The sequence below is a fragment of the Amycolatopsis sp. CA-161197 genome (assembly GCF_050942255.1).
Classification (GTDB): Bacteria; Actinomycetota; Actinomycetes; order Mycobacteriales; family Pseudonocardiaceae; genus Amycolatopsis.
On record NZ_CP192059.1, the window covers coordinates 1787630 to 1805826 of the forward strand.

General features: G+C 72.0%; 16 protein-coding genes. 12 read left to right on the plus strand and 4 right to left on the minus strand.

Annotated features, from left to right (window positions below; genetic code table 11):
• The first annotated feature begins 161 nt into the window (after window positions 1-161).
• The 6 genes from ACQPXB_RS08720 (at window position 162) to ACQPXB_RS08745 (ending at window position 6593) form a co-directional block, all read left to right on the plus strand.
• Window positions 162-1253, plus strand: coding sequence for a hypothetical protein (locus ACQPXB_RS08720; RefSeq protein ID WP_432850737.1), 1092 nt, complete (start codon window positions 162-164; stop codon window positions 1251-1253).
• Complete coding sequence (locus tag ACQPXB_RS08725; protein ID WP_432850739.1) at window positions 1253-2404, plus strand: toxic anion resistance protein; 1152 nt, start codon at window positions 1253-1255, stop codon at window positions 2402-2404. The genes ACQPXB_RS08720 and ACQPXB_RS08725 overlap by 1 nt, the downstream gene beginning before the upstream one ends.
• Window positions 2401-4023: a substrate-binding domain-containing protein gene (locus ACQPXB_RS08730; protein WP_432850741.1), complete on the plus strand. Its 1623-nt coding sequence runs from the start codon at window positions 2401-2403 to the stop codon at window positions 4021-4023. Before ACQPXB_RS08725 ends, ACQPXB_RS08730 begins: the two co-directional genes overlap by 4 nt.
• The gene (locus tag ACQPXB_RS08735) at window positions 4020-4607 is read left to right on the plus strand and encodes a hypothetical protein (protein WP_366579008.1); all 588 of its coding nucleotides are present in this window, start codon (window positions 4020-4022) and stop codon (window positions 4605-4607) included. Before ACQPXB_RS08730 ends, ACQPXB_RS08735 begins: the two co-directional genes overlap by 4 nt.
• A 91-nt stretch (window positions 4608-4698) precedes the next feature.
• Window positions 4699-5352: a TetR/AcrR family transcriptional regulator gene (locus ACQPXB_RS08740; RefSeq protein ID WP_366579010.1), complete on the plus strand. Its 654-nt coding sequence runs from the start codon at window positions 4699-4701 to the stop codon at window positions 5350-5352.
• Window positions 5352-6593: a cytochrome P450 gene (locus ACQPXB_RS08745; protein ID WP_432850743.1), complete on the plus strand. Its 1242-nt coding sequence runs from the start codon at window positions 5352-5354 to the stop codon at window positions 6591-6593. The genes ACQPXB_RS08740 and ACQPXB_RS08745 overlap by 1 nt, the downstream gene beginning before the upstream one ends.
• A gap of 3 nt (window positions 6594-6596) precedes the next feature.
• Here the strand turns inward: ACQPXB_RS08745 and ACQPXB_RS08750 are convergent, their stop codons facing one another.
• Window positions 6597-7391 (minus strand): LmeA family phospholipid-binding protein, encoded by a 795-nt coding sequence (locus tag ACQPXB_RS08750; protein WP_432850745.1) that lies wholly within the window; start codon window positions 7389-7391, stop codon window positions 6597-6599.
• Window positions 7392-7495: 104 nt separating this feature from the next.
• Entirely contained in the window at window positions 7496-7789 is a 294-nt protein-coding gene (locus tag ACQPXB_RS08755) for a hypothetical protein (RefSeq protein ID WP_285969862.1), read from the minus strand.
• Between the two features lie 97 nt (window positions 7790-7886).
• On the opposite strand from ACQPXB_RS08755, the gene ACQPXB_RS08760 reads away from it, so the two are divergent.
• From ACQPXB_RS08760 to ACQPXB_RS08770, 3 genes are read left to right on the plus strand one after another with little or no spacing between them, the layout of a single operon-like run.
• The gene (locus ACQPXB_RS08760; protein ID WP_366579016.1) at window positions 7887-8495 is read left to right on the plus strand and encodes a pentapeptide repeat-containing protein; all 609 of its coding nucleotides are present in this window, start codon (window positions 7887-7889) and stop codon (window positions 8493-8495) included.
• A gap of 40 nt (window positions 8496-8535) precedes the next feature.
• Entirely contained in the window at window positions 8536-9135 is a 600-nt protein-coding gene (locus ACQPXB_RS08765; RefSeq protein WP_366579018.1) for a sulfite oxidase-like oxidoreductase, read from the plus strand.
• Complete coding sequence (locus tag ACQPXB_RS08770; RefSeq protein ID WP_386948865.1) at window positions 9105-9848, plus strand: ferredoxin reductase; 744 nt, start codon at window positions 9105-9107, stop codon at window positions 9846-9848. The genes ACQPXB_RS08765 and ACQPXB_RS08770 overlap by 31 nt, the downstream gene beginning before the upstream one ends.
• An 18-nt stretch (window positions 9849-9866) precedes the next feature.
• Here the strand turns inward: ACQPXB_RS08770 and ACQPXB_RS08775 are convergent, their stop codons facing one another.
• Complete coding sequence (locus ACQPXB_RS08775) at window positions 9867-12422, minus strand: LuxR C-terminal-related transcriptional regulator (RefSeq protein WP_432850749.1); 2556 nt, start codon at window positions 12420-12422, stop codon at window positions 9867-9869.
• Entirely contained in the window at window positions 12419-13552 is a 1134-nt protein-coding gene (locus ACQPXB_RS08780) for a molecular chaperone DnaK (protein ID WP_432856497.1), read from the minus strand. The genes ACQPXB_RS08775 and ACQPXB_RS08780 overlap by 4 nt, the downstream gene beginning before the upstream one ends.
• Window positions 13553-14081: 529 nt before the next feature.
• Here ACQPXB_RS08780 and ACQPXB_RS08785 point away from each other — a divergent pair.
• The 3 genes from ACQPXB_RS08785 to ACQPXB_RS08795 all read left to right on the plus strand — a co-directional run bounded on the left by ACQPXB_RS08785 (window position 14082) and on the right by ACQPXB_RS08795 (window position 18183).
• Complete coding sequence (locus ACQPXB_RS08785; protein WP_432850751.1) at window positions 14082-15122, plus strand: IniB N-terminal domain-containing protein; 1041 nt, start codon at window positions 14082-14084, stop codon at window positions 15120-15122.
• Window positions 15123-15220: 98 nt separating this feature from the next.
• The gene (locus ACQPXB_RS08790) at window positions 15221-16993 is read left to right on the plus strand and encodes an isoniazid inducible protein IniA (protein ID WP_366579025.1); all 1773 of its coding nucleotides are present in this window, start codon (window positions 15221-15223) and stop codon (window positions 16991-16993) included.
• On the plus strand, window positions 16990-18183 hold the full coding sequence (locus ACQPXB_RS08795) for a GTPase (RefSeq protein WP_366579026.1): 1194 nt from the start codon (window positions 16990-16992) through the stop codon (window positions 18181-18183). Before ACQPXB_RS08790 ends, ACQPXB_RS08795 begins: the two co-directional genes overlap by 4 nt.
• The last annotated feature ends 14 nt before the right edge of the window (window positions 18184-18197 follow it).

An 18197-nucleotide genomic window follows, 5' to 3' on the forward strand; every position in this document is an offset into this window, starting at 1 on the left:
TCCCTTCCGCTACAAGGAAAAGCCCGGTCCGCACCGGATCCCGATCGACCCCGTTCGTTCACTGATCGTTCACTTCGAACTCCTCGTGCCGCGCGTCAAACGAGTTGCGGGGACTGAAGGATCCGAGGTGACGCGTCGCGGGACGTGCGGAAGGTGGGTTCGTGAAACGCCGGTTGTCCATCGGGCTGGCTGTGGTTCTGGTGCTCGCCGTCGTGGCCGTGATCCTGTGGGGGCGGTCCGGGAGCGACGAAGCGTCGGGCGGGGGCGACCTCACCGTCGTGCGCGGGGTGATCGGCTCGGAGAAGCAGGCCTTCTTCACCGACCAGCGCGTGGTCGACGCGTTCGCCAAGCACGGCCTGAAGGTGGAGGTCGACACCGCCGGTTCGCGCCAGATCGCGACCACGGTCGACCTCGCCAAGTACGAGTTCGCGTTCCCCTCGTCGTCGCCGGCGGCGCAGAAGATCCAGCGCGACCGCAAGGTGACCACGGTGTACACGCCGTTCCAGTCGCCGATGGCGATCGCGACGTTCGAACCCATCGTGCAGCTGCTCACCGCCGCGGGTGCCGTGCACAAGGGCGCGGGCGACTACCAGGTGCTCGACATCGCGAAGTACCTGCAGCTCACGCAGGCCGGCACGCGCTGGGACCAGCTGCCGGGCAACACCGCGTACCCCGTGCGCAAGAACATCCTCGTCACGACCACCGACCCGCGGGAGTCGAACTCCGCGGCGATGTACCTGTCGATCGTGTCGTTCGTGGCCAACGGCAACAACGTCGTCTCGACGCCCGACCAGGAAGCCAAGGTGCTGCCGCAGGTGTCGAAGCTGTTCCTCGACCAGGGCTACACGCAGAACAGCACCGAGGGACCGTTCGAGGACTACCTCTCGGCCGGCATGGGCAAGACGCCGCTCGCGCTGATCTACGAGTCGCAGTACGTCGATCGCCTGGTGCGCCACGACGGCTCGATCCAGCCCGACATGCGGATGCTCTACACCGCACCCACGGTGTACTCGAAGCACACGCTGGTTCCCTTCTCTCCCAACGGGGACAAGGTCGGCCAGCTGCTCTCCACCGACCCGGAGCTGGGCAAGCTCGCCGCGACGTTCGGGTTCCGCACCACGAACCCGCAGCAGTTCCGCGACGTCGTGGCCGCGGCCAAGGCTCCGGTGCCGGCCGATCTCGTGGACACGGTGGAACCGCCGTCGTTCGAGACGCTGGAACGGCTGCTCGACGCGATCCAGAAGCAGTACTGATGGACGAGTTCACCCTCACCCCGCCGGAGCCGGTGGCGGCGGTCCCCGTGGAGCGCGCCGCCGGGCTGATCGCGCTCGGTGACGACACGCGAGCCGACATCGCCCGTCGTGCCGGCGAGTTCGCCACGCGCCTGGAAGCACTCGACGTCAAGTCACCCGAGTTCACCACGCTGCTCGACGAGATCCTCGCCGTCGGCGAAGCGGACATGCGCGCGGCGGCCACGGTCGCGGGCACCATGCTCGACCGCTCGACGAAGGCGCTGGAATCCGCGCGCGGCTTCGCCGGTTCGCCGCAGCAGCAGGTGACCACGAGCCTGGTCGAGCTGCGCCGCACGGTCGCCGAGCTCGACCCGGCCAAGCTGCCGATCACCGGCCGCAAGCTGCTCGGCATCTTCCCGGCCGCCGCGAGTGCCAAGCGCGCCCTCGACCGCTACCGCGCGGGCAACGAGCCCGTGAACGCGCTGGTCCGCGAGCTGCGCACCCGCCAGGACGTGCTCCGCCGAGACAACGCGGCGCTCAAAGGCGAGCGCGAACGGCTCTGGGCCACGCTCGGCCGGCTCGCCGAAGCGGCGGCGTTCGCGGAGGCCGTGGACGGGGCGATCGACCGGCAGGCCGGCGTCTTCGACCTCACGGATCCCTCGCACGCCAACGCGTTGCGCGCCGACATCCTGTACCCGATCCGCCAGCGCCACCAGGACGTGCTGACGCAGCTGGCCGTGAGCGCGCAGGGCTACCTCGCGCTGGACCTGGTGCGACGCACCAACGACGAGCTGATCCGCGGCGTCGAACGGGCGGTGTCGACCACCGTCTCCGCGCTGCGCGTGGCCCTGCTGGTGAGCGCGGCGCTGGCCAACCAGCGCGACGTGCTCGACGAGGTCGCGGCCCTGCAGTCGACCACCGACGGGTTGCTGCGCGCCAACGCGGCGCTGCTGGAGTCGCAGAGTGCGGAGATCCGCAAGGCGTCGAGCGACCCGGCCGTCGCCGTCGACACGCTGCGCGACTCGTTCGACCGGATCTACTCGGCCCTCGACGCGATCGACGGGTTCAAGGCCGAGGCCGTGCTGCACATGGCGTCCACAGTGGAATCTTTGTCCGGCGAGCTGCGGCGCGCCGAAGACCGGCTGCGCCGTTCGCACGAGGGGGAGCTGTGAAAAAACTCGCGGTACTGGCGCTCGCCGCCGCACTGCTGGTCACGGGATGTTCGTCGGCGGATCCGAGCTCCGGTGACGACGCCGGGCCGCCCGAAGCCGGCACGTTGCGCATCCTCGCGGGCAGCGAGCTCGCCGACATGCAGCCGGTGCTCGACGAGGCCGCCAAGGCCACGGGCGTGAAGGTGAAGTTCACGTTCACCGGCACGCTGGAGGGCGCCGAGTCGCTCGCCAACGGCAGCCTCGACGGCAAGTACGACGCCGTGTGGTTCTCGTCGAACCGTTACCCCGCGGGCATTCCCGAAGCGGCCAAGCGCCTGGGCAACCAGGTGAAGATCATGAGCTCGCCGGTCGTGCTGGGTCTGGCGCAGCCGGTCGCGCAGCGGCTCGGGTGGGACAAGAAGGCACCGACGTGGGGTGACATCGCCGCGGCCGCGGGCAAGAAGGAGTTCACCTACGGGATGACCGACCCGTCGGCGTCGAACTCCGGTTTCTCCGCGCTGGTGGGCGTCGCGTCCGCGCTGGCCCACTCCGGCACGGCGATCGACGCGCAGCAGATCACCGCCGTCACGCCGCAGCTCACGCAGTTCTTCAGCGCGCAGGTGATGTCCGCCGGCTCGTCGGGCTGGCTCTCCGACGCGTTCCAGCGACGCGCGACCGGCCAGGACCCGGGGGCGAAGGTCGACGGGCTGGTCAACTACGAGTCAGTGCTGCTGTCGATGAACTCCTCCGGCAAGCTGCCGCAGCCGATGAAGCTGATCTACCCCAGCGACGGTGTCGTCACCGCCGATTACCCGCTCACGTTGCTGACCAGCGCGAGCAACGACGCGCGCGACGCGCACCAGCGGCTCACCGACTACCTGCGCACGCCCGACGTGCAGCGGCGGATCATGCAGGTCACGCAGCGGCGCCCGGTGGTGCCGGGGGTGCAGCTCGGCGCGCAGTTCGTGCCCCACGACCTGGTCGAGCTGCCGTTCCCGGCGACGCAGCAGGCCGTCGACGCGCTGCTTTCGGCCTACTTCAGCAAGATCCGCCGCCCGTCGCGCACGCTCTACGTGCTCGACACGTCGGGCTCGATGCAGGGTGACCGCATCCAGGCCCTGCGTACGGCCCTGGCCGGCCTCACCGGCGCGGACAACTCACTCGTCGGCCGCTACCGGCAGTTCCGCAGCCGCGAGGAGGTAACGATGCTGCCGTTCAACACCGCGCCGGGCAACCCGGTCACGTTCACCGTGCCCGAGCAGAACCCGCGGGGTGAGCTGGCGAAGATCAAGGCTTTCGCCGAAGGTCTGCAGGCCGACGGCGGCACCGCGATCTACGACAGCCTCGACCGCGCGTACCAGGTGATGGAACCGCTCGTGGCCCAGGACCCGGACCGGTTCAACTCGATCGTGCTGATGACCGACGGCGAGAACGAGAGCGGCTCGAACCTCGACGGCTTCAAGTCTGCCTTCGCGTCGCTGCCCGCGGCGATGAAGCAGATCCCGGTGTTCACGGTGCTCTTCGGCGAGGGCAGCGGCGACGAGCTCACGCAGGTCGCCACGATGACCGGCGGCAAGGTCTTCGACGCCCGCAACACCCAGCTGTCCAGTGTCTTCCAGGAGATTCGCGGGTACCAATGAGGCGTTGGTTCGGCTCCACCAAGAACATCGCCGGCTGCGTCGGCGGCCTGATCGGCCTCGTGCTGTACGCGGTCGGGGTGATCGGCCCGCTGTGGCTGATGTTCGTGGTCATGGCCGTGCTCTACACAGCCGGCGCGCTGCTCGCGCCGCCGGAGAAGGTGCGGCTCGTCGTCGACCCGACCGTGGAGGCGGCGCAGGTGCGCTCGTCGCTGGAGGCGCTGGTGCAGACGGTGTCCGGCCACGCCGGGCGCCTGCCACCGTCCGCTGTGGACGGTGTCCGCCACGTCGCCGAGGTGCTGTCCGACCTGCTGAAGGACCCGCTGCGCCTCGCCTCGACGCCGGACCTGCAGTACCGCGTGCTGCTGCTCGCGCGCACGGACCTGCCGCTGTCGGTGGAGACGTACCTGAACCTGCCGCGCTGGTTCGCCTCCCGGCGGGACGCGGACGGCACGAGCGCGGAGGACGAGCTCGCGAAGCAGCTGGACCTCCTGCGGGGCAAGGCCGAGAAGCTCGCCGGCGAGTACTACTCGGCCGACGTGAACCGCCAGGAGGACCACACGCGCTACCTCGGCGAAGACTCCTAGCACCGGTCCGGGGAATTTCCGACCGGGTGGTTGTCAGACACGTGTCTTAGCACTAGCTTCGTAAGAAGATCGTCTTACGGAGGAGCGTGCAGTGGAGACGAGTTCGCGCCGGGAACAGGCCGAGGCGACGCGCGAGCTGCTCCTGCGCACGGCAGAACGGCTCTTCGCCGAACGCGGGCTCGCGCAGGTGTCCAACCGCCAGATCGTGGAAGCCGCCGGCCAGGCCAACAACTCCGCGCTGGCGTATCACGTCGGCACGCGCGAGGACCTGATCCGGGCCATCACGCGTTCGCACGTCGAGCCCATCGCCGCGCGGGCCCAGGAACGCGTGGCGGCCGTCCGGCGGTCGAAGCGGCCACGTGACCACGTCGCCAGCCTCGTGCTGCCCTACACCGAGCACCTCGCGAGCCTCGGCAACCCCAGCTGGTGCGCCCGGTTCCTGGCGCAGGTCGTGACCGATCCGGCGCTGCTCGACGTCGAGGGCGTCGAGCCGGTGCTGGCCGTCGAGTTCGTCGAGGGCACGGCCGCGGTGTGGGCACACGTGACGCCGTTGCCGGCGGCCGAATCGGCTCTACGGAGTCAAACCGCGCGCGTCGCGGTGATCCACACGTGCGCGGAGCAGGAGCGGCTCGCCGCGACCACCGGCGTGCCCGCCGACTGGGCGCTGGTCGGTGAGGCCCTGACCGACGCGCTCACCGGTTTGCTGACCGCCCCGCGTGTCCCCACCACCCGGAAGGATCGTTGATGTCCGCCACGAAACCGCCCACGATGCGCCGCCCTGTCCCGCCGGAGATGCTGCGGCGCGGCAAGTGCCCGTTCGACCCGCCCGCCGTGCTCGCGGAAAAGGCGCCGGTGTCGCGGGTCGAGCTGCTCAACGGCGCGCACGCCTGGGTGGTCACCGGCTACGAGCAGGCCCGCGCGGTGCTGGCCGACACCCGGTTCAGCTCCGACAACGTGCGCAACCGCAGCGCGATGGACCTGCGCCCCGAAGAGGTCGGCGAGGCGCGCTGTCCCGTGGACGTGGCCCAGCGCGAGGACGGCCGGTTCCTGTTCATGGACCCGCCCGAGCACACGCGGCTGCGCCGGCTGCTCACCGGCCAGTTCACCGTGCGGCGCATGCAGTTGCTGGAGGAACGGATCCGCGAGATCTCGATCGAGCACCTCGACGCGATGCGCGCGGCCGGGAACGAGGGCGACGTCGTGCCCGCGTTCGCCTTGCCGTTGCCCTCGCTGGTGATCTGCGAGCTGCTCGGTGTGGACTACGCGGACCGCGCGGAGTTCCAGGAGCACACCGGGATCGCGCTCAACCTGACCAAGAGCGACGAGGAGCGGGCGAAGGCCTCGGAGTCGATCTACGCGTTCATGCGCGAGCTGGTGGCGCACAAGCGTGAGCACCCGGCCGACGACCTTGTGTCCGGCCTGATCCACGGCGACGCCGACCCGGCGCTGACCGAGCAGGAACTCGTCGACATCGCGACCGTGCTGCTCGGCGCCGGTCACGAGACCACGGCGAACATGCTGGCGCTGGGCACTTTCGCGTTGCTCGAACACCCGGACCAGCTGGCTCTCGTGCGCGAAGACCCGTCCGTACTGGACAACGGCGTCGACGAGCTGCTGCGTTACCTGTCGATCATCCACATCGGACCGAACCGCGTTGCGACCGAGGACCTCGAAGTCGGCGGTGTCACGATCCCCGCCGGCGACACCGTGCTGATCTCGGTGCCGCAGGCCAACCGCGCGGCCGAGCACTGGCCGGAGCCGGCGCGACTCAACCTCAAGCGTCCGCGCACACCGCACCTGGCGTTCGGGCACGGCGTGCACCAGTGCCTCGGGCAGCAGCTGGCGCGTTCGGAACTCCGGGTGGGCTTGGCGGAGCTGGTCGCGCGTCTGCCGGAGCTGCGCCTCGCGATTCCCGCCGACGAAGTGCCGCTGCGCACGGACATGCTCGTGTACGGCGTGCATTCCTTGCCGGTGGCGTGGTCCTGAGGTTTAGCGGAACCGGGGCAAGGTAAGTGTGAGCGCGGCCGTCGTGAGCCAGGCCAGCAGGTCGGGCAGCGGGACGCGGGAGAGGCGCTCGGGCCACTCGTCGGCGACGGTGCGGAGCACGAGCTCGTCTTCGGCCGGCCGCACGGCGGTGAGCCGCAGCCCCTTCGGCAGCTCGGGCAGCGGCAGCACGACGGGCCGGATCCGTTTCGGGGCGCGGAACTCCCGCTGTCCGATGTGGAGGGTCGTCGGAGTCAGCACCACGGCGTCCGCGGCGACGGCGGGCGTGAGCGTGAGCCGGCCCCAGCCGGGGTGCTTGGCCCAGCGCACCTGGAACCCGCCGTCATGCGGGGTCGCGACGAGGTCCGGCCGGGCCTGCGCCACGCGTTCCCGCACGACACTGCCGGGCACGGTGAGGTCCAGCTCGACCTCACCGGGAACCACGGCGGGGGTCGGCAGGCTGCGCAGGCGGACGTCCTTGGCCAGCAGGACAACGCGGCGCATCGGGATGGTGCCCGTCGCGGACGTCGGCCACTCGACGTCCGCGGCGGACAGGCGCACGTCGCCGAGGCGGCCGGTGGCCAGGCGCAGGGAATCGGCGGGGTAGTCGAGTCCGGTGAGGGTGAAGCGGGCTTCGCCGCCGTTGGCCTTCGCCGTGAGACGGCGGCCGACGAGCTGTTCGGTGACCGTGCGCGCGAGGGCCGCCGGCGTGGCGGGCACGTTCGGCAACAGGGAACGACCCGCCGCGGCGGCGAGGCCCGCGATTTCGGGCCAGCCCTCGAACCATCTGCCTTCGGTCACCCGGACATCGTAGGGCGCGCGATAACCGGGCGCTTCCAGTTGTGGTGTTCACCGCGCTTTCGCCGGAATTGGCGGAAAACACGTTTGACCGGGCGGAAAACGGGTCAGCGGGCGACGAGCCGCGCGATGATCCCGCTCACGACCAGCCAGAACACCGCGGCGAGGCCGTAGTTGAGGATGACCGCGAGGTCGGGGTTGCTCACCGGGAAAAGGCCGGGGAAGAACAGTGCGAGCGGGTCGGCCAATGATCGGATGAAGATGAAGAAGCCGTTCGCCGCGTTCGCGCCGGCGAGCAGCATCACCAGGTAGAGCACCTCGATGAACGCGAACAACGCGCCGATTCCGGTGATCACCCGTGCTGCCGTGTTGGTTCTGGTGGAAGTTCGCCATCTGGACATGCTGGTTAATTCCCACTTCCGGGTGACGGTGAAACGCGTCGCCGGCCGAATTGCGCCGGTTGGCCGATCACCGGCGCGCGGCGGCTAGCCTGGCCGCGTGCCCGACACCCTTGAGCCTGCCGAAACCGAGCTGACCTTCCGCCGCGAGGACTGGTACGCCGAGGAGCTGACCGGGCGCCGGTTCGAGCGGTGCGACTTCCACGACGTCGACCTCACCGAGGCCGTCACGCGCGGTGTCTCGTTCGTCGACTGCGTGTTCGGCAACGTGCGCTTCAACGCGTCGAAGCACGTGGACACGGCGTTCACCGGTTGCAGCTTCACGCGCTGCAACCTGTTCGACGCGGAGTTCAGCGGGTGCAAGCTCGTCGGCAGCCGGTTCACCGAGTGCGCGCTGCGGCCGATGAAGGTGCTCGGGGGCGACTGGTCGTTCGCGGGGCTGGCGGGCGCGGACCTGCGCGGCGCGACGTTCCAGGGCGTGCGGATGCGCGAGGCCGACCTCACGCGCGCGGACTGCACGGGGTCGACGTTCGCCGACGTCGACCTGTCGGGCGCGGAGCTGCTGGACGTGAAGTTCGGCGGCGCCGAGCTGCGGGGGAGTGACCTGTCGGCGCTCGACCCGGTGCACGCCGAGCTCGGCGGCGCCATCGTGTCGCCTGAACAAGCGGCAGTGCTGGTGACGTCGCTCGGACTGCACGTTCGCGGGTAGGCTGCGCTGGGCGTTCGATGGCCGGCGAAAGGAGTCCGCGATGGGTGTCATCACACCGGGGTTCACCGGTCGCGCCCGTGGGGGCAACCCGAGGCTGCCGCCCGGCCAGTACCTCACGGAGGACTTCCCCGTGCTGTCGGCGGGGCCGACACAGCGCGTGCACCTGGACAAGTGGGAGTTCGCGGTCACCACGGAGAAGGGCGAGAAGCGCTCGTGGTCGTTCCGCGAGCTGATCTCTCTGCCGAGCGAGAAGTTCACCGTGGACATCCACTGCGTCACGCAGTGGTCCAAACTCGACACGCGCTGGCGTGGTGTGCCCGTGGAGACGCTGATCGGCGACCTCGACACCGAGGCCGACTACGTGCTCGCGCACTCCTACGGCGGCTACACCACCAACCTGCCGCTGGCCGACTTGCTCGACGGGCAGGCGTGGATCGCGTACGAGTACAACGGCAAGCCGCTCACCCCCGAACACGGCGGCCCGGCGCGGCTGCTGGTGCCGCACCTGTACTTCTGGAAGTCGGCGAAGTGGGTGCGCGGCCTGGAACTTGCGACGAAGGACGAGCCGGGCTTCTGGGAGTCGTCCGGTTACCACGACTACGGAGACCCATGGCGCGAACAGCGGTATCAGGGCGACTAGCTTGGCGCGTCGCGTACCTCGCGGAGATCCGCCAGGAGACGGCGACGGCCCGCACCCTCGTGTTCGACGTCCCCGGCTGGCCCGGCCACCTCGCGGGCCAGCACGTCGACGTCCGCCTCACCGCCCCCGACGGCTACACCGCCCAGCGCAGCTACTCCCTCGCCGCGCCGTCCGACGGTGACCGCCTCGAGCTGACGATCCAGCGAGTCCCCGGCGGCGAGGTCTCGGAGCACCTCACGGGCCCCTACGCCGTCGGCGACCCCGTCGAGATCCGCGGCCCGATCGGCGGCTGGTTCGTCTGGCGTCCCACCGAACCCGCCCCCGTCCTCCTGGTGGCGGGCGGCTCCGGAGTCGTGCCGCTGATGGCGATGATCCGCGCCCGCCGCGCTGCCGGGAGCCGCGCGTTGTTCCGCCTGGTGTACTCCGTGCGGACCCCCGCGGACCTCTTCTACGCCGAAGAGCTGCGCAAGCCGTACGCCGGCCTGGACGTCACGTACGTCTACACCCGCGAACTCCCCGAGGGCGCCGCCGGCATTCCCCGCCGCCTCAGCGTGGCGACGCTCAACACGGCCGGCTGGCCGGCGGACTTCGGGCCCACCTCGTACGTCTGCGGGCCGACCTCCTTCGTGGAGACGGTGGCCGACGCGCTGCTGGCGCTGGGCCACTCGCCGCACGCGATCAAGACGGAACGCTTCGGCCCCAGCCGCGACTGACGCGCACCTGCCCCGGCGTCAGGAGAAGTCGGGTTTGGCGAGCAGCTCCCGCAGCGTCGCCAGCAGCTCGCGGCGGTCCGCGGCACCCAGCTTGGCCCGGATGCGTGCCATGTGGTGTTCCACGGTTTTGCCCGAGATGAACAGCTTGCTGCCGGCCTGTTTGTACGTCAGGCCGTCGACGACGAGGCGAGCGACTTCGAGCTCGCGTTCGCTCAGGGTGCTGAGGCCGGGGGCGGCGCCGGGTTCCGGGGTGGCGGATTCGCGGCGGCCGGTGCCGGCCTGGAACTGGCGGGCGCCTTCGAGGAGCTGGACCATGGCTTTGCGGTCGGACGTGCGGATGGCGGCCTGGCCGGCGAGCCGCGCGGCATCCCAGCAGAGGTCGAGCTCGTGGAGCTCGGCGGCGGCCGCGGAGACCTCGTCGTGGTCGAAGGCGCCGCCGAGAACGGCGAGCCAGCAGGTGGCGGCGCGGGCCAGCGCGGCGGGGTAACGGCCGTGGCCGGCGAAGCTCGTCAGGGCGGCCAGCTGGTGGGAAGCGGTGTCGAGGTCTTCGACGGTGATGGCGGCGTGCAGCTCGTGCCAGCACAGGGAAACCGTCCACAGTGGAGGGTTGCCGAGTTCGCCGAGCATGGCGTGGGCGTGGCGCAGTTGGCGCGTGAGCTTCGCGTGCGCGCCGGTGCGGGCGGCGGCGATGGCCAGCTCGCCCAGCGGCAGCAGGGTGAACAGGTCGGTCTGCTGCCGCATCGACGCCTGGTACGCGCGGTCCCACGACTGCTGCAGCCCCACCAGGTCGCTCGCGCGCCGGGCGAGGCCGAGTTCGAGCGTCGCGAAGAAGAGCTCGTCGCGGGCTTCGAGGCGGGTGCCCGCCACGGCGTCGCGGTGTTCGGCGGCGGCGGTGAGGTGCCCGCTGGTCATCGCGACCCAGCCGAGCAACAGCCGGTGCCGCGCGGTGAGGAGGTCGCCGCCGACGCCGCTGGCCAGCGCGCGGTCCAGCACCGACTCGGCGAGCCCCAGCTCACCCGAGTGCAGTCCGACGAGCGCGGCCAGCGCGGCCGGGCTGTCCGGCAGCGGCGCGCCCGTCGCGGCCGGCTCGAGCATCGCGGCCGCGCCGACGAGCGCCGAGAGCGTGTCCGCGCCCTGCCCGCTCACCGAGTCGACGATGCCGTCGGCCGTCCGCGCCACGGCCCCCGCGAACAACGTCGGCGCCACCCCGGGCACGGGCGCGTCCACGAGGTTGCGCGCCGCGGCCAGCTGTCCGGAGCCGGCGAGCGCGATCGCGGCGAACGCGTTCGCGGCCCCGCGCCCGGCCCACCGGTACACCTCGGGCCCGCGGGCGTTGGTCCACGAAGGCGCCCAAGCCTCACCAGGCACGGGCGCGTTGTGTCCGGGCGTGGTCCGGGGCGCACCCCAGGTCGACGCCGTCAGATCCGGCCCGTCACCGTCACCGGGCGCGCAAGCGTCCGCCGCCGCGGCCCACCGGTAGAGCTCCGCACTCCGCGCCAGCTCACCCCGGTGCGCCAGTACCGTCGCGGCGATCTCCGCCCCCGCGGCCCGCGCCTCGGGATCGTCGCCGCTCAACATCCCGTCACCCAGGCGCAGCGCCGTGTCGAGGTCACCCGACAACGCCGCCGCTCGCGCCCACCCCGTGGTCACGGCCGTGTCGCGCGCGCCGGCGTCGGCGGCGGCTGCGAACAGCCGCGCCGCCAGCTTCGCGTCTCCAGGCAGGGCCTCGCCGGCCGCCGCGGCGAACGCGGCCGCCGCGCTCGCGCCCGAACTTCCCGTGTCCAGCAACGACTTCGCCAGCTCCAGCACGGGCAACCCGCCGCGCAGCTGGATCTCCACGAGCTGCTGCAACACCGTCAGCCGGCGTGCCGGTGGCCCGTACGTCCGCACGGCCTCCGCGGCGACCGGCAGCAACTCGTCGTTCGCGTCGAGCAGCCCCGTCGCCCGGGCACCGTCGACGACCTCCGGCAACCGGTCCGGCGCCAGCTCCAGCAAGGCGCACAGCAGGTCGAGATTGCGCCCGGCCCCGGCCTCCGCCGCGATCAAGTACCTCAGCACGTCGTCGTCGAGCTCCGCCAGCTCGGCCCGGAACTCGCCGAGCTGCTCGGTCACCGCCCGCTCCACCAGCCGCGGCACGCCGCCGGTCCGGGAGTGCAACGCAGCCGCGGCCGTCCCGTCGACGAGCCGGCCCGTGAGCTGCCGCGCGAGCGCGCCGACCTCGTCGGCGTCCAGCGGCGGCAAGGCCACCTGCCGGGCAAAGGGCTCGGCCAACACGCGCAACGCTTCCGAACGCGGGTTCGGCCGGTGCGCCAGCACGACCGGTCCCGCCAGCGACGTCAGTCTCGCCAGGTCGTCTTCGCCGAGCTGGTCGGCGTCGTCGACCAGCGTCGCGTCGACGCCGGCCTCGCGGCAGCCGGACTCGAGTGCGCCGAGCAACGTGGTCTTGCCGTAGCCGCCGGGCGCGACGACCACGAGCCGCGCGGGCGTCTCGGAGGCAGCCGCCAGCTCCGCGAGGAGCAGCCGGGCAACGGGGTGGACGGCGTCGGTGCCGGTTTTCGCCAGCAGTGCGTTCAACAGTGACCTTCACCGGTGGGGGCCGCGCCCGGGCGGGCGCATGACGTGAGGGACGCGGGGTGGGCCGGGGCGGTTCCCTTGTCCGCCGTGGCTTCGTGGGAGGAGAGAGCGGCGATCAGGACCGAGGAACCGATCGCGAGCACCGCTGCCGCGGCGGCGAGGGGACGCCACCGGCGGAGCAGTTTCGCGGCGCCTTCGGGCTCGGGGAGCTCGAAGGGCGTGATGTCCACCGGCGGCGGGGAGGGCCGCTCGGTGAGCTCGGGTACCGAGTCGACCTTGGGGATCAGGGTCGTCTCGGCGACGGGCTGCTCCCGCCGGGCGGGCGGGCTCATCCGTTGAGCGGCGAGGCTACTGGCTCCGAACGCGGCCGTGAGCGGGGGCTGGGGCGAGACGAACACGGGGCACGGCAACCGGCCCGGAAGCACGCCCGGGCCGGGTTCGCCGGAGAACACGATGCCCGCCAGCTGCTCGGGCAGCACCGAAATCCCGTGGGCGAGCGCGAAAGCCGTGCTCACGGCCGCCGCGGGCGCCACGCCCTCGGTGCTCGTGCGCGCGACCCAGCCGCCCGCGCCGGACGCCGTGGCCAGCGTGACCGTGACGCCGTCGGGTCCGAAGTCACACACCACGGCCGTCCGGTCGCCGGCGCCGGGATCGGGCAGGTGGGCATGAAGGGCGCCGATCGAACTCGGCACCAAGGTCACGGCGGCGAAGCCGGATTGCCCCAGCGCTCGTCGCAGAAGGTCACGCCGGTAGTCGCCCCAATCACCGGGGTGGGTGACGACGAGGTGGCGCGGTGCTCCTCCCAGTTGAGCACCCGCGTGCTCCGCGATGCCCTCGACGAGGACTGCGGTGAGTGACTCCGGCGAGAACCGCTCGCCCCCGGCGAACACGGGAACGTCGTCGCCGATGCGGCGGTGGAACCCGGTCAGCAACCGAGACGGAACGCTCGTTCCGGCGCGCGCCGCGGCGTCGCCGGTGAGCAGGTAACCCTCATCGTCCAGGAATAACGCCGTGGCCGCGGCCGGCGAGCTCTCGCCGAGCCACAGCGGTTCGGGGGCGCCCCAGCCGTCGGCAAGCTTGCGGCGGGTGGCGGCGTGGGTCTGGGTGTGGGCGACATCGATGCCGAGCACATAGGGCAACGCCGCTTCCTCCCTTCGTCGCACCGGGGCGGGCCAAGGAGAGCAATCCGCCCCCTAGGGGTACGCCATCCTCACCCGTTCGGGTCATCCGGGCAAGGGCGGGTGGGATTTACCCAACCGAGCCCCCGAACGGATGAGCCCGTAACTCCCTAACGATCTCATATCGACCCCCTAACGGCTGAGTGAGCTGCGACTGTTAGTGAACGCCGACGTGAACAGGGGTGGAGCCGGTTTCGAGGGGGCGTTCCGGAGCGGTTCCCGACCGAACCCCGGAGCCCCCGAACATCCTCACGCGTTCGGGTCACGATCGCCGGGCGAATGTCGGTTTTAACCCCACTGACGGGTCGACGGGTCACCCCCGCTCCCTAACGGGGAGCCGCCGACCCCCTAACGGCGCAACGCGCGACAACTGGGAGTGAACCCCGATGTGGGCCGGGAGTCCCGTCTCTACCTTCATCGGCAACCTGGCCGGGGACGGCCGGGCCAATCCCCCGTAATCAACACCTCTGGAGATCCCCACATGGACCCGGTGCAGACCCTGCACGACTTCACGCTCAACCTGCTCAGCGACCCGATGTCGCTGGCCGCCTTCGCGCAGGACCCGCAAGCCGCGCTGCAGGCCGCCGGTCTCGGCGACATCAGCGCCGCCGACGTGCACGAGGTCATGCCGCTGGTGCTCGACTACATCCCGGTCGACGACCTGGGCTCGCTCGGCAACCTCCCGCAGGCGGGCGACCTCACCGGCGTCCTCGCCGACGGCCCCCAGGGCGCCATCGAGCAGCTGCAGGCGCTGACCGCGTCGCTGGGCCTGCCCGGCGTCGACGGCCTCTCGGTCCCGGCGCTGCCCGCCGTCCCGGGTCTGCCGGCGCTGCCGGCCGTCGGCGAGCTGCCCGCCGTGGGCGACCTCCCCGTCGTGGGCGAGCTGCCCGCCGTCGGCGCGCTGTCCGGCGTGACCGACCTGCAGAACACCGCCGCGGGCGTCACCGCCCTCGCGCAGGACCCGACCAGCGCCTTCGGTCTGGTCAACGACCTCTCGGGCGGCCTCGACGCCGGCGCTGTCAGCGGCGCCGTCGCGCAGGTCCAGGACGTCGCCGGCCAGGTCACCGGTGCGGTCGACGGCTCCGCGCCGCTGCACGCGAGCGACCTGCCGGTCGCCGGTGGCGCCATGGCCCCCGTGGGTGGCCTCACGAGCAACCTCGCCCAGTCCGCCACCGGCGTCGAGGGTCACGTCAGCGACCTCGCGGGCTCCGTCACCGACCAGGTGGGCAACCTCACCAACGGCCTCGGCGGCCTGGACCACGCCGTGGGCGGCGTGACCAACGAGGTTCAGGGGCTCACGCACTCGGTCGTTCCGGACCTGGGCGGCGAGCGCGCCGACGCGCACACGGGCACCGACGCGCACGCGGGCACCGACGCGCACACGGGCACCGACGCCGGCCTCGGCGCGGTGCACGACACCGTCTCGACCGTCACGGACCTGGGCCAGCACACGCTGGGCCTCGACCTCCAGGCCGGTGCGGAGACCAGCCACGGCGGCGCCGGGCTCGACCTGCACCTGTGATTCACCGGCTTTGACGGAGTGGCTCCGCGGTCTGGGTGCGACCGCGGAGCCACCACCCGGTTCGCTCACTCCTCGTGCACGGGGGACACTCCTTCGACGTGACCGCTCCCGCTTGGCTCGAAGTGCTCGACGAGACCTTGGACGCCTGCCGGTCCCACGGCCGCGAAGACCTGGTGCAGCGCCTGCGCCGGCGCCGCGACCGTCCGCCGGGCGTCACCCGCATCGCCGTGCTGGGTTTTCCCAAGCAGGGCAAGGGCTACCTGGTCAACGCCGTGCTCAACGCACCCGTCTGCAGCGTTGGCGACGCCGCGACTCCCGCCGTGCCGGTGGAGATCGGCTACTCCGCCCAGCCCACCGCCACGCTCGTCGGCCGCGCCGACGAGCGTGTGCCCGTGCCGGTCGAACGCCTCACCGGTGAAGTCGGCGCGCGCCCCCCTGGCTCGCTGCGCCGCGTGGAGGTCGGCGTGCCGCGGGAACTGCTTTCGGGGGGCCTCGTGCTCGTCGACACCCCCGCGATCGGCGACCCGCGTTCGCCGCGCACCGCCGCCGCCCTCGACGTGCTGGCCGATGCCGACGCTGTTGTGCTCGTCTCCGATGCCACCACTCCGCTCGGCGAAGCGGAAGTCGCGCTCGCCCACCACGTCCGCACGTGGTGCCCCCACGTCGTGCTCGCCCTGACGAAGATCGACGCCAGCCCGAGCTGGCGCGCCGTCGCCGAACGCGACCGCGCGCTGCTGGCCGGCGCCGGCATCGACTCGCCCGTGCTGCCTGTGTCGGCCACCGTGCGCATGGCCGCGGCGAAGGCAGGGGACCAGGACCTCAACACTCGCTCCGGCTTCCCCGCGCTGCTCGCGTGGATCGCGGAGCAGGCCGCGCGGCCGCCGGAGCACACGAGCGCCGTGCTGGCCGCCCTGAGCGTGCGCGCGGCGGCCGCGGAGCTCGTGGAGACGCTGCGGGCCCGCGCGGAGCTCGCCGGGCAGGACGCGGGCGTGGACCAGACGACCCTGCTGCACCGCGCGCAGCGCAAGGCCGACGAGCTGCGCAAGCGCAACACCCGCTGGCAGAACCTGCTCGCCGACGAGATCGCCGACCTGCAGTCCGACGCCGAGTACGACCTGCGCGAGCGCACCCGCAAGATCGTCGAGACCATCGACGAGACCTTCGACAAGGGTGACCCGGTGAAGGTGTGGGACGAGTTCGGGCCGTGGCTCGACAAGACGCTCGCCGAGGCCGTGGAGACGAACTACAACTTCACCGCCGATCGCGCGGAGTGGATCGCGCAGGCCGTCGCCGCGGCGTTCGGGGCGCAGTACGACCTGCACGACCTGCGGCTCGGGGAGTCGGGCGCCGAGCTGATCGCCGACGTCCGCCAGCCGCGCATCGAGGGGTTCAAGATCGGGCAGAAGCTGTTCACGGGTCTGCGCGGGTCCTACGGCGGTGTGCTGATGTTCGGCCTCGTCACGAGCCTCGCGGGTCTGCCGCTGATCAACCCCGTCTCGCTCGGTGCGGGCGCGGCCTTCGCGGCGAAGACGATCAGCGACGAGGGCGGCATGCGGCTGCAGCGCCGCCAGGCCGTGGCGAAGATGACCGCGCAGCGCCACGTCGACGACGTCTTCCTGCGGTTCTCCAAGGAATGCCGAGACGCGATCCGCGGCGTGCAGCGGAAACTGCGCGACCACTTCACCGCGCTGGCCGAGGAGCTGGCCGACCAGCTCGCGCGCGAACGCGAGACGATCATCGCCGGCTCGGCCGAGCGGGAACGGCGGATGGTCAAGCTGCGCCGCGAGATCGAGCGCCTCGCCGGTCTGCACCAGCGCGCCGGCGAGCTGGGTGTGCTCGCCGGCCGAGCACCGAGGGAGCTGCCGGCGTGACCGAGGACGTCCGCGGCCTGCTGGCCGAAGCCTGCGGTCTGTACCGCGACAGCCCGCGCGCGGCCGCGTCGCTGCACGAAGCTCTGAACCACCTCGACGAACCGCTGCGCGTCGGCATCACCGGCGCGCCGGGCACGGGCAAGTCGACGCTCGCGGCGGCGCTCGGCGAGACGCGGTCGTTGCGCGACCTGACGCTCGTCGACGACCCGTCCGCCGCGGTGCTGACCGACGCGACCGTGCGGCTGCTGCGCCACCTCGAGCCCGACGAGCTGGCGAGCGCGCACCCGGCCGCGCGCTCGGCGTTCGCGCGGCAGACGGCCGTCGACACGGTCCTGGTGCTCGCGCGCGCCGACGAGACGGGCGCGGGCCGCATCGACGCGCTGCTCACGGCCAAGCAGCTGGCCCGCCGGGCGTGGCGCGAGGACCCGTTGTGCAGCGGGGCGCAGGGCGTGATCGCGGTGGCCGCGCAGCTCGCGTACGGCGCCCGGGCGTTCACCGACGACGAGTTCGAGCTGTTGGCCGCGTTCGCCGCCGTGCCGCGCGAGGAGCTGGAGCGCTACCTGCTGTCGGTGGACGCGTTCACCGATCCCGCGTTCCCCGGTCCCGTTTCGGTGGACACGCGGCGGTCGCTGGTTTCGCGGTTCGGGTTGTTCGGGGTGAAGCTGGCGCTGACGTTGATCCGCACGGGCAGCGACAGCCGCGTGAAGCTGTCCACGGAGCTCGTGCGGCGCAGTGGTCTGGGCGAGCTGCGGGACACCGTCGCGGGGTGCTTCGCGGCGCGCGCGGAAGCGTTGAAGGCGCGGACGGCGGTGGTGCGGCTGGAAGCCGTGCTGCAGAACGAACCGCGGCCGGGCAGCGACCGGCTGGAGGCGCGGGTGGAGCGCTTCGCGGCGACCGCCCACGACTTCACGGAGCTGCGCCTGATCGCCGACATCCGCGGCGGCCGGACCGCGCTGTCCGGCGAACCGGCGGACGAGGCCGTGCGGCTGCTGGGGGCGCAGGGGACCACGCCGGAGGAACGGCTGGGCCTCGACTTCGAGTCCGATCCCCGGGAGGTCTACGCCGCCGGCGCCGACGCCGTGCTGCGGTGGCGGCACGAGGCCGAACGGCAGGACCGCCCGCCGGCCGAGCGCGCGGCTGCGCACGTGGTGGTGCGCAGCGCCGAAGGGGTGCTGGCGCTGTTCGCCTGAGCGGGTTTCCCCTG